Consider the following 25,595-nt stretch of genomic DNA (forward strand, 5'->3'; position numbering starts at 1 on the left):
CAGAAACTTTCTGTTCCTGGTTCTACATTACTAGCTGTAGCACTTCCCTTTAAGGCAAAGTTTACTCTTCCTGTGGTTTCAGCTTTAACTATACTAGTTAAAGGTATGTTTAAAAAAATAAATGTAAATAAAGTAAAAGTTGATATTAATGATTTAAATTTTCTCTTCATTAAATTTCCCCCTATATTATGTATTAGTAGCTAAAATATTACTTTCCCCCCTTTATTAGTAATATTAAAATAGCATTAATTTACTGGGAATTATTTTTTGTTATTATTTTTGCACAACAAAAAAAAGCTCTCTTACTATACTGTAAGAAAGCTAATGCCCAATGATTGGTAACACGCTATTTAAAAATATTTATATTTAATGCTACATTTGTTAACAATTACATTATATAACACATTAATTAACTAGTAAATACATTTTAAAAACTTTTTTTAAAATATTTTTAAAATACAGAATATTTCACCTAAAATCAATAATATTATTTATTTTTCATATACTATTGTCCCTATCCTATTATATCCTCTTAATTTATCCTAATCTCTTGACTTTCTGTTCTAATTTTATAGCCTTCCTAATTTATTCTTCCATTCCAACAAGTATGTTAACCTTATTTCCAACAACTTCATTAGATTGAGAAATTCCATAATTAATATTATTAGACTCTTTACTTCTCAATTTTATTTATATTCTCATAAGAGTTTAAAAAAACTCTTAGCTTCTCATATATATTTGATAAGCCCTTATCTACATTAGACTCAATGTTGATTACTAGAAGTGGTTCATGTAAGGAAAGCCTTATTAATGCCCAGCCTTTTTCTTTTCCACAGTTTACTCTAACTCCTTCATAATTCTTAGCTTCTATGGTCCATCCATCAATTAATGTAGAGTATTCTTTAAAGTCCTCAATTATTTCTTCGCCGTATTCTTTGAAGTTATCTATATTTATTTTTATTCTGATTTCCTTACTTTCTAATGGTACTTTTAAATTTTCTATTAATGATACTATATCTTTACCTTCACTCTTTAATTTAGCCATCTTTATAAGTATTTTTACTATTAAATATGATCCGTCATCTAAGAAATAATTTTCCTTTAAAGCAGCATGTCCTGAAGTTTCTATAGCTAAAGAGCTTTCTTGTCCTTCTTCATTTAATCTTTTTGACTCATTTATAACATTCTTATATCCTCTTTTAAATCTATGATGAATTCCACCTAAATTATATATGAATTCTGTTAAGCCTGTTGATGTAATGGAATCAGTAACAATAGTAGATTTAGGGTTGTCCTCTAAAATTATTGCAGATATTAAGGCTATTAAAGAGCTTTTGTTTATCTCTTCACCCCTTGAGCTTACTATAGCTGCTCTATCTACATCTGTATCAAATATAATTCCTAAATCTGCATTATTTTTTAATACTGCTTCCCTTAGAGAATTCATTGCTTCTTCATTTTCAGGATTAGGAATATGGTTTGGGAAATTACCATCAGGTTCAAGAAATTGACTTCCCTCTGTATTTGCTCCTAGGCTATTAAGAACCTTAGTTGCAAAAAAGCCTCCTGATCCATTTCCTGCATCTACTATAATTTTACTTCCCTCTAAAGGTCTTTCATAATTATCCTTTAATGCTACTTCTTCCCTTACCTTTTCAATTAAAACATTAGAATAATCCTCTAATAAATTTACTTTTTCTAAATTGGCTTCTAATTTTTCTTTTAGATTTCCTTCTTCTAAAGAATTATCTATGCTAGAAGCTAAAGATAATATGCTATCTATATCACTTTTTTCACATCCTCCAGCTAGAGTGAAAAATTTAAGTCCATTATAATAATAAGGTAAATGACTTGCTGTAATCATTATTGCCCCATCACACTTATACTTTTCTAAGACTGTTGTCATAAACATGGCAGGAGTTGTAGCTATACCACAATCATAAACATAACAATCCATGTCTATTAATCTGTTAATTAAAGTATCCTTAAGCTTTGGTCCAGATAATCTTGAATCCATTCCAATAGCTATTTTTATTTTTTTGTTTAAATTACTATTTCTTAACCATTTTACAAATCCATTTCCAATTAAACTAACAGCTTCAGGTGTTAGATTAACATTATGTTCTAGAGTTTTAATTGCTACCCCTCTAATATCTGTACCATTTTTCAATTTTTTCAATTCTTCTGTTAAGTTTTGTGAATCTCCCATTGAATTGTATGAATTTGATTCTATTCCCATAGCTTTTCCTTCTTCCCTTTCCATATTAACTTTCTCTTCCTAGTTATCTCTTTAATTTTTTATTAAACCTTCTTTAATTATACATTTTTTTGCCCATCTTATATATACTTATTCACTTTACTTATTCATTTCCACTTATTTATTTTTTCTATTGGCTTTTCACTCTACTTACTCTTATATATTAACTATTGATTTTTCCACTTTTCATTATTAACTATTAAAGCTTCAATGATTTCACTTACTGATGAACTGCCTAGATCATAAGGAATTTCATATCTATTGCTTAAGAACGCCATAGCCCCAGTAGATTCTATTTTATTAATTATATTCCCCTTAAAAATACTTCCTCTACCTATAAACTTAGAATATTATTTTTTTATTTTTCTACTCTTTTTATATAGAAAATCCATATCTCTTACAGCCTTTATTATGAATTTCTTCCATAACTTAAATTATGAAATAAACTCCTTTCGGAGTTTATAAATAGTAGTTGTATTTATTAATAATTTATTTTAATTAGTAACTGTCGCAATACCCATATGAGAATACTAACCAATGACTAGTTCCAGAAAGAATACCTTTAATATCTATATAATCCCTCCGTACTAATTTTTATTATTTTCATATTAATTTGCTATTAGCTCCCTTATTGATTCACCTAAAGAACCACCTGGATGCCATTTGCCATATTGTTCAAGAGTTAATGCCTTTTTCTCTTGTAACAATATACTTAAACTTTGTAATACTATAGTTTCTGCAATAATAGATAACCTAGGTGCCTTATTTAATCTTCCACCTTCCTTCTCTACAGATGCAATTAAGGCTACATCTCCTTCTCTTGCAAGCCAAGAATCTTTATTTCCTGTAACAGAAATTATCTTTGCTCCATTACCTTTTAAGGTTCTTACTGTGGATTTTAATTCTGCTGTTTCACCACTATTAGAGATAGCAATAACTACATCTCCAGGAACTACTTGTCCTGCTGATCCGTGAACTGCCTCTGTGCCATGTAGAATATATGCTGGAGTACCTGTTGATGATAAAAGAGAAGCTATATAACCTGATAAATGAGCTGGTTTACCAATACCAGTTACATGAACTCTGTTGTTATTTTGTTCAGCTTCTAAAATAATATTAGCTGCTTCAATTAATTTTGAATAATCAATATTTTTTACTATCTTTTGTGTCTCATCAGATACTACATTTAAATATTCATTTAAGGCCTCTTTTTCTGGATAATTTAATAACATAATTAACCTCCAATCTATAAAGAAATATATGGAAACAAATAATCTACTTTCTTGCCGGCCTAAAAGTTAAACTATTCATTATCCTTCTACCTTAATTTTAAAATCCAATGTATACATTTTCAACAATCATTAGGTTTAACTTATGTATATAACTATAACAAATTTTAAACTCTTAGCTTTTATAATAAATAAAAAGAGCCCTAGGGCTCTCTTTCTGTTACTCAAATTTTTTTATATAATCTATAACTTCTTTAGGATTAGTTCCATTATCTAAAATATTATAAAATTCTTTATCCTCTAAAAGCTCTAAAAGCTCTGCCATTGCTTGAAGATGCTTTTTATGATCTAAAGAACTTAAGCTAAAAACATATTTAACTGGATCATTAGCACTACTACCAAAGTTTACAGGGTTTTCTAAAACCCCAATACCCATAGCTGTTTTCTTTGCCCCATATTCTGGCTTTGCATGTGGTAAGGCTACATTCTTTGTTATAACTATTTCTGATTTTGAGTCAATAGCATGATTTACCATAGCATCCACATATTCTTCAGCTACTATATTATTTTCAACTAAAGATTTAGCTGAATTCCTAATAGCTTCTTCTAAGTTATTTGCCTTAACTTTAAATAAAATAAGATTTCCACTTATCATTTCACTTAATTTCATCTTAGTATTACTATAGCTTTCAAAATTTTCTAACTTAAAGAAATATGCCATAAGCTCACTTTTTAACAAAGCTTCTGATTTTATTTCACAATGCTTTTTTATAATACTAATAACTTCATCAACCTTTGGTTGCTTTAAGTACCAATTTCCAAGAAGAATTCCTACTTCCCTCTTAACGCTATTTTTTTCTTTTACAGTCATAACAGGATTTACTTTAATAATTGGTTTCTGTAATTTCAAAATATCATCACAATATGCTGTAGTAAATATTAAATCAACTTGTTCTTTTACATCCTTTAAGTTTGATATTTTAATTGGTTCCAAAACTTCTAGTTCTGGAAATAAATTCTTAATTTCTGCATATAGAAGTGCTGAAGTTCCAATACCAGCAGAACAAGTTATAAGTGCTATTTTTTTATCAGCTGCTTTAATTTCTCTTTCATTAAATAAAATAGCTCCAAAATGTATAGTTAAATAACCCAGTTCATCTTCTGGTATTTCTTGTTCGAAAATTTCATTAAAGGGCTTCATTGTTTCCTTTACTAGCTTGTACAATTCCTTATACTCATCCTTAATTCTATCACAAAGAGGATTATCTATAGGAAATTTAAATAAAAGTCTATAGTAAGCTGGTCTAATATGAGAGTATAACTGTTCAAATACCTTTTCATGATTAATATAAGAAAATCCACTTATATTTTCAAATCTTCTCATTATCTTTATTACCATTTTAGATATAATAGCCATATCAGCAGTTTTATTATTAATATCTCCTACTGATATTCCAATTATCCATGCACTTATATAGTCTAAATCAAAGGCTTTAATATCTTTAAGTGCTCCTTGATTCTCCAATAAGTCCTTTACAAAATCATGCTCCTTCATAGATTCCATTAAAGAAATATCTGATAACTTAGGTATAGAGAAATCTTCATTTCCCTTAGAAGTTATTCTAGCCTTAAGGAATATATAAATATAAATAAAATCTTGTAATCTATCTTCAACAAAGGTCATATTATGCTTATTTGCAAGTTTTAAAATAATATCCATAGAGTATTCGTAACTATCTAAATTATATTTTTCTATTAATGAAGTTAATATCTTTCCCTCTCTATTTGTAGATAATATTTTATTTAAAAAAATAATCATAAACTTTCTTATCTCTACTTCTGAACCTGATAAATAATATCCAACTGTTCTATTATTTTTAATATATACATTACTTTCATTAAGTATTTCTTCTAATTCTTTAATATTAAAAATAATACTAGATCTACTTGCTTTTATGGCATCAATAAAATGATTAAGTGAAAGATATTCGGGATTTATAAAAAGAATTAAATATATAAATGCAAGTCTTTCCTCTTTACTTAAATAATATTGATTGTCTATATTATTTTCATTAAGGATTTCGCGAAGTTCATTCTTGATTTCTGATTTAATAATCATGTCCTTATTTTGTTTTAAATTAATAGCCTCTACTCCTCTTTCCTTAAGTAAAGAATTTATTTTTTCCAGCCTATATAAAATTTGCCTAGTTGATAATCCAGTATCTTCTTCTAAATCTTTTATTGTTATGAACTTTTTTTCTAATAATAAATTTATAACCAATACCAGCTCTTTATTCATACAAAATCACCTTACTATTTTTACTATCTTTATACAATTATACCACAAATTAATTATTAAAATAATATTTATAACACTTAATTTTTCTGCTATTATTAATGATATTACTGCTCCAAGAGCTCCAAGCTTAGGTATTGAAATTAAATTAACTATAAAACTTAATACTGAAGAAACAATTACTGAATATGTATATTTATATTCTAAATCATCTGAGGTTTTAATAAATCCAAATATTTCTATTTTTTTTTATTATAAACTAAAAAATGGCTGTGAATAAAATTCTATTCACAACCATTTTTAGTTTTATATTTTACTTATATTTGTATTCTTTCTAATAACCAATAAATTCACTAGCAAGCAAAATTTCATTTAATGGTCCCATTATTTCAGGTTCTATATTCATAGCTTGTAACTCACCTAAAATGTAAATAATATTTTTGCTTTCCTTTATTTTATTAACTACATTGAAAATATCATTTTTTAAATCAAATTTAATTTCTGATTCATTTAAGTAATCAAAGGTTCTTTTAATTACTTCATTAGAAGTTTTATTTACATTCTCTAATTGTACAGTAATTTTACTTTTTATATTAGTTAAAGGAATATCTACAATTTTAGCTGATATGCTCTCATCATAACTTAACTGAATATCTTTAAGTTCCTCTTCACCAATATATGCCTTTACATAAACATCATCCTTTAATCCTCTAAACAATAATCTATATCTTCTTTTCTCTGGTAAAACACTTATATTTCCTGTAGGCTCATTAATTATAAATTCAGCTTTTTCTCCATAATTAAAGCTATATATAGTTTCACTCCACTCTTCTGAAATATTAATCCCTTCATCTTCCTTTAAAGTAAACTCTCCAGACTTTCCTGCAACTATATGAATTTCTAAGAATTCAGGATTATCTATATTATTTCCTTCTTTTCTTCCATCAATGGGAATAATGCTTCCTTCCTTAGCTAAAACTGGTATTTTATCAATCTTTCTATAAAAATCAATTTTTCTTCCACCACCATAGGTTAATCCTGTAAACAAGTCCATCCAATTTCCTTCTGGAAGCCATCCAGAAAATTTTGCCATACCTGTTGCTTTATTACTAGGAGTTGTAATAGGACATACTATCATTTCTGAGCCAAAATAGTATTCATTTGGTACTTGATATGCTTCATATTCTAATGAGTTATGATAATACATAGGTTGTATTAATGGGATACCTTCTAAGGATGCTCTATAATTCATACTGTTTAAATAAGGAATCATACGATGTCTTAAACGTAAAAAGTATTTCATTACTTTTTCTGCAATTAAGTTATATCTCCAAGGCTCTTTTCCATTAAATTCACTACTACTGCTATGTAAACGCATGATTGGAGAAAAGACCCCAAACTGAAGCCATCTTACTTCTAATTCATCATCTTTAATTCCATGCATATGCCCACCAATATCATGACTCCACCATCCATATCCAATATTAGATGCATTTGCTGTAAAGTATGGTTGATAATCTAAGCTCTTCCATGTAATAATAGTATCTCCTGAAAATCCTACTGGATATCTATGACTTCCTGGTCCTGCATATCTAGAAAAAATTAAACCTCTTCTAGAATTTCTTTCATTATCTAAATAATGATAATGATTTAGCATCCATAATGGATCTACACCTTCTACTCCTGAGTTATTACCCTGTTGCCAATCAACCCACCAAAAGTCAACACCTTGTTCTTCTAAAGGATGATGTACATATTTAAAATAACCCTCTAAAAACTTCTTATTTCCTATTTGGAACTTAATAGGGTCCTCATTATTTACATCAATGCCCATATGTTCAGCAAAGGGTTTATAACAATCTTCAAAAGCCCTTACACCATCTGCTGGATGTACATTTAAAGTAACCTTCATGCCTTTATTATGAAGTTCCTTTATAAATCTTTCTGGATTCGGAAACAATTCCTTATTCCAAGTATAGCCTGTCCATCCCGTTCCATACTTAGGGTCTATATCTGTAATATGCCAATCCATATCAATAACGGAAACAGTAAAAGGTATATTTTCTTTTTCAAATCTATTTATTAATTCTAAATAGGTCTTTTCTGTATATTTATAATATCTGCTCCACCAATTTCCAAGTGCATATTTAGGTAGTAAAGGTACCTCTCCTGTTAAATGATAAAAATCTTTTAAACATTCTATGTAATTTCTACCATATCCAAAGAAGTATATATCATCTGCTTCTGCATCTTTCCTAGAAGTAACCCAACCATCTTCCTCTAAAATTAGAGACCCCTTATCATTTAATAAAGACCATCCTTCCATAGAAAGAAGTCCTCTTTCTAATGGAATTGCACCATCCGCCTCATCTAAGGTTTTCGCTGTTCCCTTTAAATCCTTTGGTTCATCTCCATAATGCCATACTGAAGAATAGGCAGCATAATTTCCACTAACATCTATTTTTAGTCCTGCTGCTGAAAATTCTTTTTTATTATATTCTAATCTTAAATTACTTGTAATGATTTGCAAGCCATCTTCATTATCAATTACTCTAAAATCAGGTATGTCAAAATTTCTATTAACCACCATTTGTGTAGCATTATCTACAAATTCGCCTTTCTTACTATATTCCATTCTTATTAAAGATGGAGTTAACACTGTAAACCTATAGTTCCTTCCTTCAATAATAACTTTCTCTGAAACCTTTAAATTTATCATGTAAATTCCTCCTGATGTGGTTAATCAGATGCCAAATGGCATCTGACTAATTACTTTAAATCTATAACAACTTGTTATTCACCAATATAACGATTATAAGCATCTGTTCTTATTTCTATTAATCTTTCTAATCCCATTTGATTTAATTGCTTAACATATGAATCCCATTGAGCATCAATATCAATACTGCTATTAGTAATCCATGATGCTAACATTTCAGATACATATTTATCAATATCAGTAGTTAATGTTGCTAATTCTTTTGATTCCTCTACAGTATACATAACTTTAGGATATGCAGTTCCAATATATTCTTCTCCCATTTTACTAATTTCTAGTTTTAAACCATCTCCACTTTCAGAAGAAAGGGTAAGCTTACTATTAAGTTCATCAGAAGCATATTTAGGTCCAAAGTCTCTAGTACTTTGTTCCCAATACCAAGCATCTGCACTTGTTCCTGCTGGAGGATCTAATAATGAATAATTACCATTTGCATCTTTTTCAATAACTGTTCCTATTGCTCCCCAGAAATTTTGAATACTTGCTTCATCTGTATAGAATTGGTCTATCCAACGAGCAACTACTTCTGGATTCTTACAGAAGGTTGTAATAAGTACTTCATTTCTTGCTAATGCTCCAACTCCATTTTCATCACCATATGCATATCTATTTCCATCTGGACCTGCTATTGGTGCAATTGCAATATATTCATCACTCCATTTTCCAAAAACAGCATCTGGTACCCATTCATAAGACATTCCTACTCTAGCAACATTTGGGTCTTGATTCTTAGCTGTTAGCATTGTATTATCTTGAGTAAATATTTCAGGATCAATAACTCCTGCTTTATACATTTGTTGAGCCCATTTCAATCCTTCCTTATAAGCTTCTGAAGTTTTAGCATAAGATAATTTACCATCCTTTAGCAACATATCACTATCAATTGCATCATATCCAAATGGAATAAAGTAATATTGGCTAAGCTCCCCTGCTCCTGTTATAGGAATTTCATCATTTGGATTACCATTTCCATTTGCATCTTTTTCTTTAAAAGCAAGAAGAACATTATTTAATTCTTCAATTGTTGTTGGTACTTCAAGATTAAGATTATCAAGCCATGTCTTATTAATCATTAATTGACCTGATACCTTTGGTCTAGCTGGTAGTCTTTTTCCAAGGGAATAAATCTTTCCATCTGGATAAGTTGTTAATTTCTTAAGCTCTGGATCGTTTTCAAGGATTTTCTTATAATTTGGCATATATTTATCAATAAGATCATCTAAAGGTATAAAATAATCAAGATTAGAAAGGATATCTGTATCAGTCATTGTACCACTTCCAAAAATAACACTTGGTAACTCTCCACTTGCTAATAAAATAGATTTTTGTTCTTCCCAGTCATTTAGAGATTGTACTTGCCAATCAACTTTTACATTAGACTCTTTTTCTAAATCAACTAAAAATTGATTTTGAGTAAATGTATCACCCATATTACCCCATCTAGTTGTTAATACATCAATTGTAATCTCATCCTTAACAATTGGCATTCCAGTTTCATTGAAAGAATCTCCTAAGTCAGTATTTTCGACTGTTTTTGTATCCTTTCCTGAACATCCTGTTAGTGCTCCAGTTGCCATTACAGAAATAAGAATTGCACTGAATAAACTTTTTACGTTTTTTCTCATTTTCTTCTCTCCTTTTTATTTAAATTATTTTTTATTAGCCTTTAATTGAACCAACCATAATACCTTTGTTAAAGTGCTTTTGAACAAATGGATATACACACATAATTGGAGCTGTAGATATAATAATAACTGCATATCTCATTAGATTTGCGTTTCTTATTGCTATTTGTGCAGCTTCACCTGTTCCCATAGCTGATTGCATTTGATTTGTAATTAATATATTTCTTAAAATCAATTGTAATGGATATAATGATTCGTCTCTTAAGTAAATTAATGCATTAAAATATGAATTCCACATTCCAACTGCAGTCCATAATCCAATTACAGCTATAATAGCCTTTGAAAGAGGTAACACTATTTGTATAAAATATCTTATATTTGAGCATCCATCTATTTTAGCTGCTTCCCATAATTCTTCTGGTAAATTTGATTGGAAGAATGATTTTGCTACTATAATGTTATAAACGCTTACTGAGAATGGAAGTACCATTACCCAGAAATTATCGTAAAATCCTAATTCCTTAACAGTTAGAAATGTTGGAATTAAACCACCACTAAAAAACATAGTTATCATATAAAACCAAGTTAATAGTTTTCTTCCTACTAAATCTTTTCTTGATAAAGCATATCCAACTGGAATATTAACAGCTAGTCCAATGAATGTACCTAAAACAGTATAGATAATAGTATTTCTATATCCCACCCATATCTGTGGTGTTTTAAAAAGTTCTTTATATCCATCAAATGTAATGTTTTTAGGTAAAAGTAAAGTTTGTCCAGATGCTACTGCTGATGGATCACTTATTGATGCTATGATAATAAAGTATAGAGGATAAGCTACCACTATAATTCCAATTATCGCTATTATTATTAGTGAAATATCAAAAACTTTATCATTAGAAGAACTCTTAATCTTGGGAACCTTATTTTTTTTCATTTATTTATACCTCCTACCAAAGACTGTTTTCACTAAATCTTTTAGAAATTTCATTTACTGCAATTAAAAGAATAACATTTATAATAGTATTAAATAATCCAACTGCTGCTGAATAGCTATATTGATTACTTAATAATCCTGTTTTATATACAAGAGTTGAAATAACTTCACTTGAAGATGAATTTAAAGGATTTTGCATTAAATATACCTTTTCAAATCCAACATTCATAATTCCTCCAACTCTCATAATCATAAGAATAACAGCTGTTGGTAAAATCATTGGTAAATCAATATATTTTATTTTTTGCCATCTTGATGCACCATCTACTGTTGCAGCTTCATATAAGCTAGGATCCACAGCTGAAAGAGCTGCTAAATATATAATGCTATCCCATCCTGTATGTTGCCAAACATCAGACCATACATAAACATCATTAAAGGCACTTGCACTTCCCATTAAATTTGGTGCTTGAACTCCAAAGAAGTTACAAATAACTCCAATTAGCCCACTACCAGGAGATAGGAAAATTAATAGTATTCCAACCATTACTACAGTAGAAATAAAATGTGGTAAATAAGTTACTGTTTGAAAGACCTTTTTTAATGCCTTATTTCTCATATGATTTAATAAAAGTGCCATTATAATTGGTAAAGGAAAACTTGCTATTAAACTATATAAACTAATTGATAATGTATTAGTTATGGAAGATTTAAATTGGTAAGATTTAAAGAACTTTATAAAGTGTTCAAATCCAACCCATTGACTTCCCCAAATACCATCTATAGGTCTATAATCCTTAAAGGCTATTATTATTCCGTACATTGGCTTATAAGCAAATAGTATAAGTAAGATAATAGAAGGCAACATTAACGCATATAGTCCCCTATTCTGCCATATGGAATTCCATGTTTTATTTATTTTTTTATTCACTTTATTCCCTCCTAGTCCTAATTCAATTTATTGTAAATGTATACATTAGCAATACACTTTTTTCTTAAATTAAAATGTAAATACTTCTATTCTCCAAATGCATAGTTTATAGCATAGGCTAAGAATCCAGCACAGGTTGCAAAGGCTTCACCAGTAGCACATTCCCCTGTATATTCATCTACACTTTCACAAGCAATTCCATTATCCATAATACATTTACTTAAATTCTCTTCTGCTTTATCTTTGTCTCCACACAAAAGACTGTTTGCAATACTTAAAATCCATGGATGTGGTGCATGTTTACATCCAATATCAGAAATTGGACATTCAGCAAAGGAATATTGGTAGTCTTTTCTTTTAATTATATCTACTGTATTTTTCCATATCTCATCCTTCATATCACAAAATCCATAATGAGGTAATAGCAATAGGCTTCCAGGTGGTTCATCATAAATATCCCAATTCCTATTTTCATCAATAGACCAAGCAAATATATTCTTTCCATCCTTTTCTTTTACACAATGAGTGAGAACAGAGCTTTTTATTCTACTTGACTCTAATTTTAATTTATTTATTTCTTTTTCTTCCCATATACCTTCATACATATTGGATATGTCTTTTAATATCTTCCATACAAGAGCATTATTATAAGTTAAATATGGATATACTCTCATATCATCTGTTGGTTGTAGCATTGTTTCATATAATCCAAGCTTTTCATTCTTTTTCTCTTCTAGTATTTCAAGAATTCTTTTTACGCCCTTTTCTACACAACTTTCATGAAGAATTGTATTGTCTGTTGTTTTTTCAAAATAGTTATGTAGTGCAATAATTGGTGCACATAGTTCATCTAACTCAAATCCAGGTTCAAGAACTGTTCCATCAATATAACGACTATGTATACCTACATTTCTTATTTGTTTTTCAAATACATAAATCAGCATTTTTCTAGCATGCTTATCATCAGCCATTAATATAGCTGGAAAACTCCATAATAGACTATCTCTATCCCAATAAGCTGCACTTACATAATATCTTGGACTTCTAGATGTCATTAATGTAAGATCTTCAGTATCAATTGTTATACCTGATGCAAAGAAATAACTAAAGAACATATTCAAATTTAATAAATAATCTAATTTTTCATTCTTGGTTGTTTTTATACGCTTTTTTAACCAATTATTAGTTTTTTCATATTCGTAATTATATCCTTGTCTTAACATTTCCTTTGCAGATGTAGTAGCTGAAACTTCTTCAAATCCTATACCAAACCAAAAGTCTTGCTCTATTTTCCCACCAGCACTTACAATATCCTTTTTATTAATTTCATATATTATTTCATTATTTTTTTCCTTATACTCATAACTTATATCTGATGGTTCTTGTTCCTCAGTTATTATTGGAGCAAAGGCAAATAATGAATATCCATTTCTCATATCTAATACAAAAGAATTATTCCATCCACTTTCATAAACAAACTTCTTTAAATCGATTTCTTTACTCTCATTTATTGAGTGATAAGCTTTGCTCCAACAACCCTTTAATCCAATTTTTATTTCTGCATTATTTGCTGTTTTATTTTGCAAAGCAATATGATAACAAAATCCTCTTTCATTTATTGGTGCTAATAATGTACCTTCAACTATTACTTCATCTGTTTCCATTTTAAAATAAGGAATCCAATAATTAATATATTTCCAAGATAGAGCTTCTATAGGTACTTCTAGGCCATTTATAGTAATAGTAGGTTCTAATAAAGATATCTCTTCATTCCCAACTATCTCAAGCATCCCCTTAGCTGCCATATTAAGAAAACTTATTCCTTCAATTCCCCCATTACTTTCCTTAATTGTTGGAAGGGAAATATATTCATTTCCCGTCACTCTATATTTCTCCATAAAATCCTCCATTCTCAACTTTAACATCTAATCCAAAAATCTTAGCTTTTTCTTTACCCTCTTCATTATCAAGATTAGATTCATTTAATATATTTCCATACCAATATCCTTTAGCTTTTATTTGTTCTTTCTGAGCTTTAAGTTCCTTTAGGAAATCATCCTTATCTATATTTCCATATGCAAGTAAAAGTAAGTTTTCAAACTCATCTATATTATTTTTCATTGCCCCAGATATTGTTTTATCACCAATTATTAAATTTTCATTAGCTGCAAGAGGTAATATTGTTCCAGCCTTAATAAATACAGGAATCTCTTCTATACTACAGCTATAATTTATCCATGAATCCCCACTATATTCCTTTCCAGTCCATAGGTCATACCATACTCCCTCTGGAATATAAACTTTCCTAGAATATTCACCTTCATTAATAAGTGGAGCTACTAAAATATCTCTACCAAACATATATTCATCTTCAATATTGCAACATTCTTTATTGGTATAATCATAAATTAAATGTGCCATAAGTGGTCTTGATGTTTTAACACAATATTCTGATTCCCTCCAAATGTATGGAAGTAAATTCATTCTTAAATTTGCAAATTTTCTATAGATATCTATAATGGAATCATCCTTCAAAACTTTTGCTAGATTCCATGGTGATCTATCATTATTCCACTCTTCTCTTTCAGTCATGAAAAATTGTCCATTTCTTGGTTCTGAATGGAATTGCATAATTGGAGAAAATAGTGCCATTGCTGATGCTTTTAAATACAACTCTTTATTAGGAACCTTTCCAGCAAATCCTCCTATATCAAATCCCCAAAAACAAATTCCTGATAATCCTGCAGAAATCCCTGCTTTAAGTTGTGACTTTAATTCTTCAAAGGTTGATATTTGATCTCCTGCCCAATGTGCTGGGAATTTTTGTGCTCCTGCATATCCTGCTCTAGTAAAGGTAATTCCTTCTGTGCCACTATTATTGAAAAAGTTGTGATAGGCTTCTACATACATATTAGGATATTCATTATGCATTTCTTTCACAGTTTTTCCATTATGTAATACACAAGATTTATCAAATAGGAATTCTCCACCATCTGTTTTAAATCCAGCTACTCCTAATTCAGTTACCAAGTATCCTCTTTTATCAAACCACCACTTTACTGTTTCTGGATTTGAAAAATCAGGTACATAAGAGCCTGCAAACCATAAATCAGGTATTATATAAGGTGTTCCATCACTATTATTTATACATAGATTGTTTTTAACAGCATACTCTCTATCATAATCAAGCTGTGCTCCATTATATTTATCATCTTGCTTTATAACTGGAATTTGCCATAATATAAGCTTTAGTCCATTATCATCTAAGTTTTGTACAAATTCCTTAGGGTTTGTCCACTTTCCATTTTCATCAAATTCAAAATCACTATAGGATACTGCTTCACTATTTTCTTTTGGAGTGTACTTAGCCTCATTCCATATATAAAATGTTTTTTCATCACTCCAAGCTTCTAATACCATAACAGTTGCTGGAATTTTCAATTCTAGCATTTTATCAACTTGTTCTAAGGATTCCTTTTGTGTGTCCCAACCATTAGAGGACATCCATGGTCCAAACATCCATAGTGGAGGCATTTTTATTTTGCCAGTTTCATATGTATAATCACTTATAATCTTCTTTATATCGCCTAAATAAATATCTTCTTCTATAATTTCTAAATTACTTGAAACATCAGAATAAATCTCAACCTCTGAATAAACTTCCTTTTCTGTAATCTTATAATTATGTTGAAGAGTATCTTTTTCATATATTCCAACCCCATAATTTGTGAAGAAGAATGGACTTGGTAAATAAGAAGATTCTCCTTGCTCACAAAACTTCTCTATAACATATGATTTTGGATTCTTACCTAATTGATTGATAGAATCATATTTTTCTCCAAAGCCATATATTCCATCTGCCTTAACATTAATTTTCTTAAGAATACTATATATTTTCCCATGATGATCATATCTAATTGTAATGCTAGAAGGCATGTAGTATAAGGTATCTTCTTCATTCTTAACAGTAATTCCTTGATTATTTATTAAGGCCTCAAAGCCATCAAATTCTTTTTTATATTCAAATATCTCTACTGCTTCTTTAGAGTAGTTAAAATCAAATAATTCCTTAAAATTTATTTTTATTTGTTTATTATTTTCTAGTTTAGCTGATAAACAATATAAACTATCATTATTTTGATAATGCATTTCTATTACATTATCTTCATTCTTATATACTTTAGGATCTTTAAGCTCCTCTTCTTTAAGAATTGGAACTGCAAAAACTTCTGTTAACTTATTACCTAAATTATCTTGGAAAAAATATTCTATTTCTCTAGTATCCCTATTTGGAATAACTTGAAATTCTATACTTTTCTCATTTGTCTTTAATAATTTAGCCGATGAATTTTTCCTTCCATCTTCACTATAGATTAGTTCTACAACATTATTTTTATTTACTTCTTCAATGCTGCATTTTATTATTATCTCTTCTCCATGAATTGGATATACTGGCTCTCTATTAAATTCGCACTTACTATTAGGAAATAATCCATCTGGTATATGTTTTATATTCATATTTACCCCCCTATCAATTTGCTGTTACTGTTGCCGTTACTGTTATCGTTAACAATAACGTGTAAAAAATTTTGTTGCAACTTCTGTTACCGATAACAATAACATTAAAAAATTTTTGCTGCAACCCTTGTTAACGTTAACATAATTTTAACATTTTCTCTTATTAACTGTCAATATATTTAACTAAATTTTTTTTAAAATATCTTGTCTTTTTTTAGTGTTATTATATAATTTTCTTATAGTTAATATAGAAAGGATTCGTGTTATTATGCTTACTATGAAAGACATTGCTAAGGAAGCAGGCGTTAGTGTAATGATGGTATCTCGTGTTATAAATAAACGTTATGATTTAGTTTCGGATAAGAATATTGAAAAGATAGAAAAAATAATAAAAAAATATAATTTTGTGCCAAATTCATCTGCTCAAAGCTTATCTTCCAAATCCTCTAAAATCATAGCAGTTTTCATGCAAGGAGATGCATCTTCGTTATCAAATCAGTACAATTCAATAATGCTAGGAAATATTATTGAAAGAGTACAATCTTATGGATATAATACTATGGTTCATTTTGTTTCAGAATATTCCGAGATAATTGATAATTTAAAAGCTTGGAAAGCTTCAGGTGCAATTTTTTTTGGTTCATTTGTAGAAAATATTAATAAATTAAAAGAAAATATCACCATTCCTCTTATTTTTACAGATAGTTATAGTCCTACAAAAAAAGTTACTAATATAGGAATAGACGATTATAAAGGAGGAGCTCTTGCTGCTAATTATTTTATAAAACATGGACATAAAAATCTTGCCTATGTTGGTGAATATATAAATGATAGTCTTCTTGTAAAAGAAAGGTTTAAAGGATTTTCTGAAACCTTGTTATCTGCAGGAATACCTCTTATAGAAAGTCACATTATTAATTTTACTTCCATAGAAAATACCGTTAATGAACTAATATCAATTAAAGATAATCATCTAGGAATTTTTGCTTTCTCTGATATATTAGCCTTAAAGATCATAAATGAATTATCTAATAAAGGCTTTTCAGTTCCAAATGATTTTTCTATAATAGGTTTTGATAACTTAGAGATAAGTTCCTTTTCACAGCCTGGATTAACTACAATAAAACAAGATATTGTACTTAAAGCAATTACATCAGTAGATTTACTTTTTAAATATATTAAATCTCCTGATATGTCCCCACAAAATATAGTTTTAGATGTAGAATTAATTGAAAGAAATTCAGTAAAAAAACTACTTTAAAATGTTCTTAAACCAAATATTGTTCCCCAGGGGAACAATATTTGGAAATTATATTATTATGTATTTCCTGTCCATTCATTACTATCAAATTCTTTTACTCCAGGTACATGCTCCACAAACTCTCTATATCTTCTTCTATTTACAAAAAAATCTAATATTACTTCAGTACTAATTAATTTACTTTCCTTATTAATTATGTAATTATGATAGCTAGACCATATATAATCCTTGGGGTTATTACATATCTTTGATCTTACTGGATTTAAATGAATATATCTGCTCACCTCTAATAATTGTGCGTTATCTTCTATTATTTGAGAATAATATCTTCCTTGAAATAAGTGACCAACGTAATTATATTTTTTGTTGTAATATAAGGTATACTTTGAATTTAATCTTCTCATAAAATCTGATAAAGGCCAGGTATCTGTTTTGATAAGTAAATGGACATGATTTTTCATTAAACAATATTCAAGTAATTTATAGTTAAATTGGCTATAATATTTAAGATTTTCTTCTATCATCGCAAGATATACCTTGTAATCCGATTTATCGTTAAATATATCTTCTTTTCTATTTCCTCTAGTTGTTACATGATAAATGGTTCCTTCTCTCCAAAACCTTCTAGGTGTAGCCATATGAATAACTCCTTTTTCATTATTTATATTTATATTTATTTATTTTTTATATTTATACTTATATTGCGAATAAGTTTTAATATATTTCTATATCTCTATATTCATTTAATTTAATTTGTATTTNTAAATTTAATTTGTATTTTATATATTAATTATTCACAAATTTTATGTTTTTATTCTTTCTCTGTAAATAAATGGACCCCAGGGGAAGGTGCAGTACGCACTTCCCCTGGGGTCCATTTATTTACAATTTATTATTTAAAATTTATTATCTCTAATATTTCTTTCTTACTAGCATCACTTGTATTTAGAATATTTATAAAGTTTTCATCTTCTATTAACTTCATTATTTGAGTTATAAGTTCTATATGATCTTCATTATTTGTGCTGGCTATAGTTATAAATATCCTTATATTATGGCTTCCTATAGTAATAGGATTAATAAAAGTATTAATAGTAATTCCAAAGTTTTTAACATAATTATCTGGTCTTGCATGGGGTATGGCTATTCCATCATCCACTACTATATAGGCTCCTAAATTATTTACATTTTCTATCATAGCATCTATATATTCTTCAGTTATAGCCTTATTATTTAATAGTGGTATAGCACTAAGCCTTATTGCTTCTTCCCAATTATCTGCCTTTAAATTTAATTGAATATTATCTTCTAGAATATATCTTTTTAATTCAATAGTATTATTATCCATTTTATTAAAATAACAAATTAGTTCTTCATTCAACTTATCTTTATCTAAAATCTTTGAACTTCTTTCTATAATTTTTATAATGTCATCTACATTAACGTCTTTAATATCTATACCATTTAGCTTGTCTATATTTTCCCAATTATTATTTTCATCATGATTTTTACTTTTATTATTTCTTTTTAAATTAAATTCACTATCACTTACATTTTTAAAAGATAAATATCTTCCTAATTCTTTAATATCTTCATTGCTCAAAATTGCAGATACCTTTATAACATGGATATTATAATTTTCAAGTATATCAACTGGAGAAACTATATAATCTACTTTTTCATTTTTTTCTAACAATCTACATATATTATGTATGGATGTAACTCCAACTATATTAACATCAAATCTTCCTTTTATCTTAGCTTCTAATAATCTTCCCGTGGCAAAACCTGCTGAACAAGCTATTATTATATTTTTACTTTTTATAATCTCCTCCTTTTTATTTTTTTCTATAGTAGCTTCAATATACATGACTATATATCCAATTTCATCATCACTTAATATATAGTTAAACTTATCTTGAATAAAATTAGTTGCTTCCTTTATTAATTTAAATTCATTTTTATAATTGCTTATAATAGTATCTAAAATTGGATTTTTACTTATAATATTATATTTTAATCTAAAAATTAAACTCTTTAGATGATTAATAAAGCTTTCAAATAAGGGATTATCCATTCTAAAGTTATTGCCAAAGGTTATTCTTAGGTTGTCCATTATTTTTCCAGCTATATAACAAGCATCAAAGTAATCCTTTGATTCAAATAAAACTCCTTCATTTTTACTTCCAGATAATATTCTGCTTACAATAATATTAATTTCTTCTTTGCCTAAATCAATATTAAACCTATCTTTAATTTTATTAGAAATTTCTAAAGCTGCCTTATATTCCTTTTTATAATTTATACTTAAGCTTTTATTCTCATTATTAATTGGTAGGTTTCCTGCTCTATTTATAATCACAAATAAGGCAATTACTAAATTAAAAAAGTCTTCTTCAGAAAATACTCCAAAATCTCTTTCTAAATCTCTTACTAATTCCTTTATATATTCCATATTCTTTTTATTAATATCTAGCTTTTTAATATCTCCTAAGATGCTGTTATTTTCATTATTATAAATTTTCTCTAGGGTCTCAATAATATTATATTTACTTTTATCAATAAGTAGGCTTATCATGGCTTTTCTAATGTTATCTTCATCACCACTAATTTTAAATCCTTTATTAGAAACCTTTATTATTTCAATATTGTATTCACTAAGCCATTCCTTAACCCTTTTAATATCATTAACTAAGGTAGTTTTACTTATTAATAATTTTTCTTGAAACTCATTGTAGTTATAAATCTTATTTGAACTTAGTAATTCATACAATAATATCCCAACTCTTTCTTCTGTAGAAAAAATATAACTTTTCATATTTATATTACTTATAAGCTTTCCTACCTTTTCTTCTTCCTCCTTAGATAAATTAAATCTCAATGGAGAGTTAGGCTTTTTATCTATTTCAGAAATATTATTTTCTCTTAGATATTTATTAATTTCATCAATATCATATCTAATCATTCTTTTGGATATTCCAAACTTGTTGGCTAAATCTTCAACACTTAAATCTGTGCTAGAATTAATTAATAAATTTAATATTTCAATATATCTTATATTCAAAATTCCCCCTCCTATCTATTATTTCCTAATATTAATTTGTATTTATTATACACCTTAATATGTTTCTCTCCAAAAATAAAGGCTAGATAATAATATCTAGCCTAATTGGGAATTATTTGGTCCCCTGGGGTTTGAAAATTAATTGGGAATTATTTGGTCCCCTGGGGATTACCTATTAATTGGGAATTATTTGGTCCCCTGGGGATTACATTTCCTCATAGTTATTGTTAATAACCTTTGATTTTGTTCTCATAAAGCTTGGTACTAATACTGCAATTACTAGTAAAGCTAATAATATGATTACACCTAAAGAGCCTAAGAATTCATAAAGCTTTCCTATTGCTAATCCTACAATACCAAAGTCAAAATCACCAAAGGTTGTATTCTCAAAGCCTAAGTTACCTAATACAGGAAGTAATAATGCAGGAATAAATGTAATTAATAATCCATTTACAAAAGCTCCCACAGCAGCTCCCTTTTTACCACCTGTTGCATTTCCATATATACCTGCTGTTGCTCCACAGAAGAAATGTGGTACAAGTCCTGGTATAATTAAAACTCCACCAGCAAATCCAAGTAATAACATTCCAATAACTCCACCTATAAAGCTAGCAACAAAACCTATAACAACTGCTGTTGGGGCATATGTGAAGAATACTGCACAGTCTACTGCTGGGATTGCATCTGGTATAACCTTTGTAGCAATACCTTGGAAGGCTGGAAGTAAATCTCCAAGTATCATTCTAACACCTGCATAAACTATAGTTACACCTACTGCAAATTTCATTGCTGACATTAAAGCAAATAATACCATATTTTGTCCACCAGATAAGTTGTTAACAAAATCAGAACCTGCAGCTATAGCAGCTATTAAATAAAATACCATCATTGTTAAAGCTGTTGAAATAGTTGTATCTCTTAAGAAACTCCATTGTTCTGGTATTTGCATATTTTCTGTACTATCTTCTGCTTTACCTACTTTTCCACCTATCCATGCTGATACATAGTAAGCTAAGCTACCAAAGTGTCCCATAGCAACTTCATCACCATCAGTAACCTTTAAAGTATACTTTTGTCCAACTGCTGGTAAAATTGCACTTATTAATCCTAAGAAAGCACCACCTATAGCAATTAAGACAGCTCCTTCAAAGCCTGCTGTTTGTAAAACTGCTGATAATAGACATGCCATAAAGAAACTATGGTGTCCTGTTAAGAATATATACTTAAATTTAGTGAATCTTGCTATAACAAGGTTTACTATATAACCTACTACTAATATAGACATTGTTTCTACACCAAGTACTCTTTGTGCAACTGAAACTATTGCCTCATTATTTGGAATAACTCCACTTATATTAAATCCCTCTTGAATCATTTCTCCTAAAGGATTTAAATTGGCAACGATAAAATCTGCACCTGCTCCTAACATTAAATAACCAAGTATAGGTTTTAAAGTTCCTGTAAATACCTTATGAGTTGGTCTTCTTAAAGCAACTAATCCTATAAAAGCCATTAAACCCATTAATAAAGCAGGTTCTTTTAAGAAATCTCTAAAAAACGCTAAAATACCTTCCATAATACCATTCTCCTTCATATAAAAATTTAATAATAACCAAAATAAATACTATTTTAACTCTGCACTTTTTTCTTTAAGCTTCTCTAATATATCTTCTTTAATCTTCTTTTTGTTTATATAACTTCTAACAATTAAAGTTTTATCATTATTAAAGTGTGAAGCTAATTCTTTAACAGTTACAATAACATCGCAATTCTTTCCTACAGCTGCACTAACATCAGAAGATTCCACTTCTGCCTTTATCCCCTCCTCATCACATATTTCTTGTATTTTCATAGCTAGCATTAAACTACTTCCTATTCCATTTCCACATACTGTTATAATTTTCATTAATAATCCCACCCTTAATTTGTTTTATTTCTTTCATAAACATCTAAAATTACCCTTAATAAATCTTCTTTTGAATTACATCCTTCAATATCCTTTAATAGATTTTCATCATCTAAGATGTAAGATAAGTCTTGAAGTAATTCAATATGTGTTTTATTTTCCTTAGCACAAATTGCAAATACAAGCTTAACAGGATCAAATTCACTACTTCCAAAGTTCAAACCCTTTTCTAAAGATATTACTGAAATTCCTAGTTCTAAAACTCCAGAATCAGGTCTTCCATGAGGCATTGCTATTCCAGGAGCCATTACTATATATGGCCCCATTTCCTTAACTGTTTCTATCATAGCTTCTATATATCTTTCCTCAATCTTTTCACTTTTTAATAGTAATTTCCCTGCTATAGTTACTGCTTCTTCCCAGTTCTCAGCCTTGATATTTACATCAATGACTTCTTCAGTTAATAATTTTTCTATCATAGTTTTACCTCTCTTAAATTAAACCCTATTCCATAATTGAAAACCCTAAACTATTGGCATCCTTAAAGAAATCATTAACTGTTTCTATAGAATACTCATTTAAATCCTTACCCAATAAATTAATTTTCTTTAATATGCTATTTTGAACTGTAATAATATCACAGCCTATATTATTAGCTTCAACAATACTATAAAGTTCTCTACAGCTTGCCCATAATATCTCTACCTTTGGATAATCCTTTGCAAGTTCAATAGCTTCCTTCATTATTCCTATTGGATCTACTCCTGCATCTGCTATTCTTCCAGCAAATATTGAAATAATAGCTTCACTATCTTTATTTAATAAACTCATAACATCCTTTACTTGTTTATAAGTAAAGATTGCAGTTATATTAAGCTTTACCTTTTCATCTGCTAGAGTTTTAATTATCTTTCCATTAAACTCTCCCTTAGTATTTACTACTGGCACTTTTACATAAACGTTTTCACCCCAAGTAAAAAGTTCCCTTGCCTCTTTAAGTATTGTTTCTTCATCATCTCCAAAAACCTCAAAGGAAATTGGCATATCCTTTATTTCCTTTAGTATAGCCTTACCAAAGTCTCTATAACTCTTTATTCCAGCAACCTTCATTAATGAAGGGTTTGTTGTAAATCCACTTACAATTCCTTTATTGTATTCTTCAAGCATTGATTTTAAATCAGCACCATCAGCATATATTTTTATCTTTAAATCTTTGACCATTTGTCCTTCCCCCTTAGTTTTATTCTCAATACTATAATACAATAATGATAATCATTTAAGAATATCATTTTATTTCCCTTTAAATAGGAAATAAAAAATAGGGAACTTCCTTCTGGAAATTCCCCTGGGGACCATTTTTTTACAATTTCTTTAATACTCTTCTTTTACTGAAACATATAGATTAATACCAAATAAAATATATATTATAAATATTAGAACTATGAAAATCCCTACTGTTTCTGCCAATCCATTATAGGTAAATGGAATTATTAGAATACACATATAAATCATTGATACTAAATAGTTTTTACTCCTAAGCATTAATCTAATTGGATTTATAAATATAATTGTAATTATAAGTAGTAGATTTAAAATTCCATAGTCATAAGCAAACATTAGTATTGGATTTTCAAAGTTAACTACTCCAAAAATATACTGGCTAACATAATTGGAGTATCCAATGCCTCTTCCAAATAAGAAATTAGGATATTTCTTAAAAAATATCATTTCTCTAATTCCTAAAAGCCTTCCATTACTTACATCTCCCCAAGAAGCTGTTTCCTTAAATTTTGCCCATATATATTCATTTACAATTGGAGTGGATAAAAATCCTACCATAAGTATTGGCAAAATTAAATATGGAATACTTCTTTTTTTGCAACAAGAAAATGTATATACTATGCTTAATAATATACAAATAAATAAAGATATTCTTCCAGCTGCAAGTACTGTTCCAGTTAAAGCTATAGATACATCTAATAATATTAGAAAATCCCCTTTACTCTTAAAATATTTATAGTAAATAATATTAAAGCCTATAAATATTCCATAATACCATCCAGCAGTTAGAGGATGTCCAATAATTCCACCAGTTCTTCCTATCTTAATTGACATAATAGCTTGAGATATAAAAGCTATAAAAATAAATACATTAAAGCTCTTAACTATTTTAGGAAAAATCAAATTCATTCTTATTTCTGTATAATCTAGTAGAAATATTATTAAAGGAGCTATAAACCCTACTATTACTCTAATTAAATCAGAAATCCCATATCTATTTTTTATATATCCCATAAAAATAAGAGAGGAAATAGATATAAAAATAATTATATTAGTCTTAGTAAACCTGTTTCTTTTATTTAAAAATAAAAGCATAATTATTGATATAGGTATTAAATGATAATTAAAGATACTTGTCCCTATTATTTTATTTATATATCCTCTTATTCCTTGACTTATAATTACTATAGCAAAGAATAAAATCAATATTAGTTTTTCATTAAAATTTAAACTAGACTTTTCACAAGTATCCTTATCCATAGCTTTCCTCTCTTAATAATTTTTTTCAAAACTTTTTACTTGATAACTTATCTACTGATAACTTGTCCATTTGGAGCTTCTACCTACAGAAGTTGCAACCTCAAAGCTTGTACCTTAGAGGCTTATTCTTACAAACTTGTCCTTTTAAAATCAATTTATAAAAGCTCTACTTATATCTTAAAATCTGCTGAAAATATCTTCATATTCATTTCTTCAAAATTATAATAAATACTTTCCTATTTACTTCTTCA

The 25,595-nt window shown here is 28.4% G+C and carries 17 protein-coding genes; 1 reads left to right on the top strand and 16 read right to left on the bottom strand.

All coding sequences use genetic code 11. From position 1 onward, the window contains the following. Positions 1 to 673: 673 nt before the first annotated feature. From HUJ77_RS06135 to HUJ77_RS06175, 9 genes are all read right to left on the bottom strand, one after another. Positions 674 to 2,209 (bottom strand): phosphomannomutase/phosphoglucomutase, encoded by a 1,536-nt coding sequence (locus HUJ77_RS06135; RefSeq protein ID WP_291707722.1) that lies wholly within the window; start codon positions 2,207 to 2,209, stop codon positions 674 to 676. Positions 2,210 to 2,865: 656 nt separating this feature from the next. Further along, the gene (locus HUJ77_RS06140) at positions 2,866 to 3,489 is read right to left on the bottom strand and encodes an SIS domain-containing protein (protein WP_291707696.1); all 624 of its coding nucleotides are present in this window, start codon (positions 3,487 to 3,489) and stop codon (positions 2,866 to 2,868) included. 217 nt (positions 3,490 to 3,706) lie between these two features. Continuing rightward, positions 3,707 to 5,785 (bottom strand): BglG family transcription antiterminator, encoded by a 2,079-nt coding sequence (locus HUJ77_RS06145; RefSeq protein WP_291707697.1) that lies wholly within the window; start codon positions 5,783 to 5,785, stop codon positions 3,707 to 3,709. Positions 5,786 to 6,116: 331 nt separating this feature from the next. Continuing rightward, complete coding sequence (locus HUJ77_RS06150) at positions 6,117 to 8,501, bottom strand: glycoside hydrolase family 31 protein (RefSeq protein ID WP_291707698.1); 2,385 nt, start codon at positions 8,499 to 8,501, stop codon at positions 6,117 to 6,119. A gap of 74 nt (positions 8,502 to 8,575) precedes the next feature. Then, complete coding sequence (locus tag HUJ77_RS06155) at positions 8,576 to 10,186, bottom strand: extracellular solute-binding protein (RefSeq protein WP_291707699.1); 1,611 nt, start codon at positions 10,184 to 10,186, stop codon at positions 8,576 to 8,578. A 34-nt stretch (positions 10,187 to 10,220) separates the two neighbouring features. Continuing rightward, the gene (locus HUJ77_RS06160; RefSeq protein ID WP_291707700.1) at positions 10,221 to 11,123 is read right to left on the bottom strand and encodes a carbohydrate ABC transporter permease; all 903 of its coding nucleotides are present in this window, start codon (positions 11,121 to 11,123) and stop codon (positions 10,221 to 10,223) included. A gap of 13 nt (positions 11,124 to 11,136) precedes the next feature. Continuing rightward, entirely contained in the window at positions 11,137 to 12,054 is a 918-nt protein-coding gene (locus HUJ77_RS06165; RefSeq protein WP_291707701.1) for an ABC transporter permease subunit, read from the bottom strand. A gap of 86 nt (positions 12,055 to 12,140) precedes the next feature. Then, positions 12,141 to 13,952, bottom strand: a complete 1,812-nt coding sequence (locus tag HUJ77_RS06170) for a glycoside hydrolase family 125 protein (protein ID WP_291707702.1) — start codon at positions 13,950 to 13,952, stop codon at positions 12,141 to 12,143. Further along, a complete protein-coding gene (locus tag HUJ77_RS06175; RefSeq protein WP_291707703.1) occupies positions 13,939 to 16,572 on the bottom strand; it encodes a TIM-barrel domain-containing protein in 2,634 nt (877 codons plus the stop codon). Before HUJ77_RS06175 ends, HUJ77_RS06170 begins: the two co-directional genes overlap by 14 nt. 268 nt (positions 16,573 to 16,840) lie before the next feature. On the opposite strand from HUJ77_RS06175, the gene HUJ77_RS06180 reads away from it, so the two are divergent. Next, positions 16,841 to 17,833, top strand: a complete 993-nt coding sequence (locus HUJ77_RS06180; RefSeq protein WP_291707704.1) for a LacI family DNA-binding transcriptional regulator — start codon at positions 16,841 to 16,843, stop codon at positions 17,831 to 17,833. A 56-nt stretch (positions 17,834 to 17,889) separates the two neighbouring features. Here the strand turns inward: HUJ77_RS06180 and HUJ77_RS06185 are convergent, their stop codons facing one another. From HUJ77_RS06185 to HUJ77_RS06215, 7 genes are all read right to left on the bottom strand, one after another. Beyond that, positions 17,890 to 18,471, bottom strand: a complete 582-nt coding sequence (locus HUJ77_RS06185) for a transposase (RefSeq protein WP_291707705.1) — start codon at positions 18,469 to 18,471, stop codon at positions 17,890 to 17,892. 254 nt (positions 18,472 to 18,725) lie between these two features. Further along, a complete protein-coding gene (locus tag HUJ77_RS06190; protein ID WP_291707706.1) occupies positions 18,726 to 20,897 on the bottom strand; it encodes a BglG family transcription antiterminator in 2,172 nt (723 codons plus the stop codon). Between the two features lie 205 nt (positions 20,898 to 21,102). Continuing rightward, on the bottom strand, positions 21,103 to 22,473 hold the full coding sequence (locus tag HUJ77_RS06195; protein WP_291707707.1) for a PTS ascorbate transporter subunit IIC: 1,371 nt from the start codon (positions 22,471 to 22,473) through the stop codon (positions 21,103 to 21,105). A 48-nt stretch (positions 22,474 to 22,521) separates the two neighbouring features. Beyond that, a complete protein-coding gene (locus tag HUJ77_RS06200) occupies positions 22,522 to 22,803 on the bottom strand; it encodes a PTS sugar transporter subunit IIB (RefSeq protein ID WP_291707708.1) in 282 nt (93 codons plus the stop codon). Between the two features lie 14 nt (positions 22,804 to 22,817). Then, on the bottom strand, positions 22,818 to 23,282 hold the full coding sequence (locus HUJ77_RS06205) for a PTS sugar transporter subunit IIA (RefSeq protein WP_291707709.1): 465 nt from the start codon (positions 23,280 to 23,282) through the stop codon (positions 22,818 to 22,820). Positions 23,283 to 23,307: 25 nt separating this feature from the next. Beyond that, positions 23,308 to 24,024 (bottom strand): transaldolase, encoded by a 717-nt coding sequence (locus tag HUJ77_RS06210; protein ID WP_291707710.1) that lies wholly within the window; start codon positions 24,022 to 24,024, stop codon positions 23,308 to 23,310. A gap of 150 nt (positions 24,025 to 24,174) precedes the next feature. Beyond that, complete coding sequence (locus tag HUJ77_RS06215) at positions 24,175 to 25,344, bottom strand: hypothetical protein (RefSeq protein ID WP_291707711.1); 1,170 nt, start codon at positions 25,342 to 25,344, stop codon at positions 24,175 to 24,177. Between the last annotated feature and the right edge of the window lie 251 nt (positions 25,345 to 25,595).

Source organism: Clostridium sp. (genome assembly GCF_021443865.1).
GTDB lineage: Bacteria > Bacillota > Clostridia > Clostridiales > Clostridiaceae > Clostridium.

Excerpts from the sequence above, each read along its gene's own strand:
- HUJ77_RS06135 (WP_291707722.1), bottom strand. The coding sequence starts at position 2,209 with ATGGGAGATTCACAAAACTTAACAGAAGAATTGAAAAAATTGAAAAAT.
- HUJ77_RS06150 (WP_291707698.1), bottom strand. The coding sequence starts at position 8,501 with ATGATAAATTTAAAGGTTTCAGAGAAAGTTATTATTGAAGGAAGGAAC.
- HUJ77_RS06175 (WP_291707703.1), bottom strand. The coding sequence starts at position 16,572 with ATGAATATAAAACATATACCAGATGGATTATTTCCTAATAGTAAGTGC.
- HUJ77_RS06160 (WP_291707700.1), bottom strand. The coding sequence starts at position 11,123 with ATGAAAAAAAATAAGGTTCCCAAGATTAAGAGTTCTTCTAATGATAAA.
- HUJ77_RS06180 (WP_291707704.1), top strand. The coding sequence starts at position 16,841 with ATGCTTACTATGAAAGACATTGCTAAGGAAGCAGGCGTTAGTGTAATG.
- HUJ77_RS06170 (WP_291707702.1), bottom strand. The coding sequence starts at position 13,952 with ATGGAGAAATATAGAGTGACGGGAAATGAATATATTTCCCTTCCAACA.
- HUJ77_RS06140 (WP_291707696.1), bottom strand. The coding sequence starts at position 3,489 with ATGTTATTAAATTATCCAGAAAAAGAGGCCTTAAATGAATATTTAAAT.
- HUJ77_RS06195 (WP_291707707.1), bottom strand. The coding sequence starts at position 22,473 with ATGGAAGGTATTTTAGCGTTTTTTAGAGATTTCTTAAAAGAACCTGCT.
- HUJ77_RS06145 (WP_291707697.1), bottom strand. The coding sequence starts at position 5,785 with ATGAATAAAGAGCTGGTATTGGTTATAAATTTATTATTAGAAAAAAAG.
- HUJ77_RS06155 (WP_291707699.1), bottom strand. The coding sequence starts at position 10,186 with ATGAGAAAAAACGTAAAAAGTTTATTCAGTGCAATTCTTATTTCTGTA.
- HUJ77_RS06200 (WP_291707708.1), bottom strand. The coding sequence starts at position 22,803 with ATGAAAATTATAACAGTATGTGGAAATGGAATAGGAAGTAGTTTAATG.
- HUJ77_RS06205 (WP_291707709.1), bottom strand. The coding sequence starts at position 23,282 with ATGATAGAAAAATTATTAACTGAAGAAGTCATTGATGTAAATATCAAG.
- HUJ77_RS06185 (WP_291707705.1), bottom strand. The coding sequence starts at position 18,471 with ATGGCTACACCTAGAAGGTTTTGGAGAGAAGGAACCATTTATCATGTA.
- HUJ77_RS06215 (WP_291707711.1), bottom strand. The coding sequence starts at position 25,344 with ATGGATAAGGATACTTGTGAAAAGTCTAGTTTAAATTTTAATGAAAAA.
- HUJ77_RS06210 (WP_291707710.1), bottom strand. The coding sequence starts at position 24,024 with ATGGTCAAAGATTTAAAGATAAAAATATATGCTGATGGTGCTGATTTA.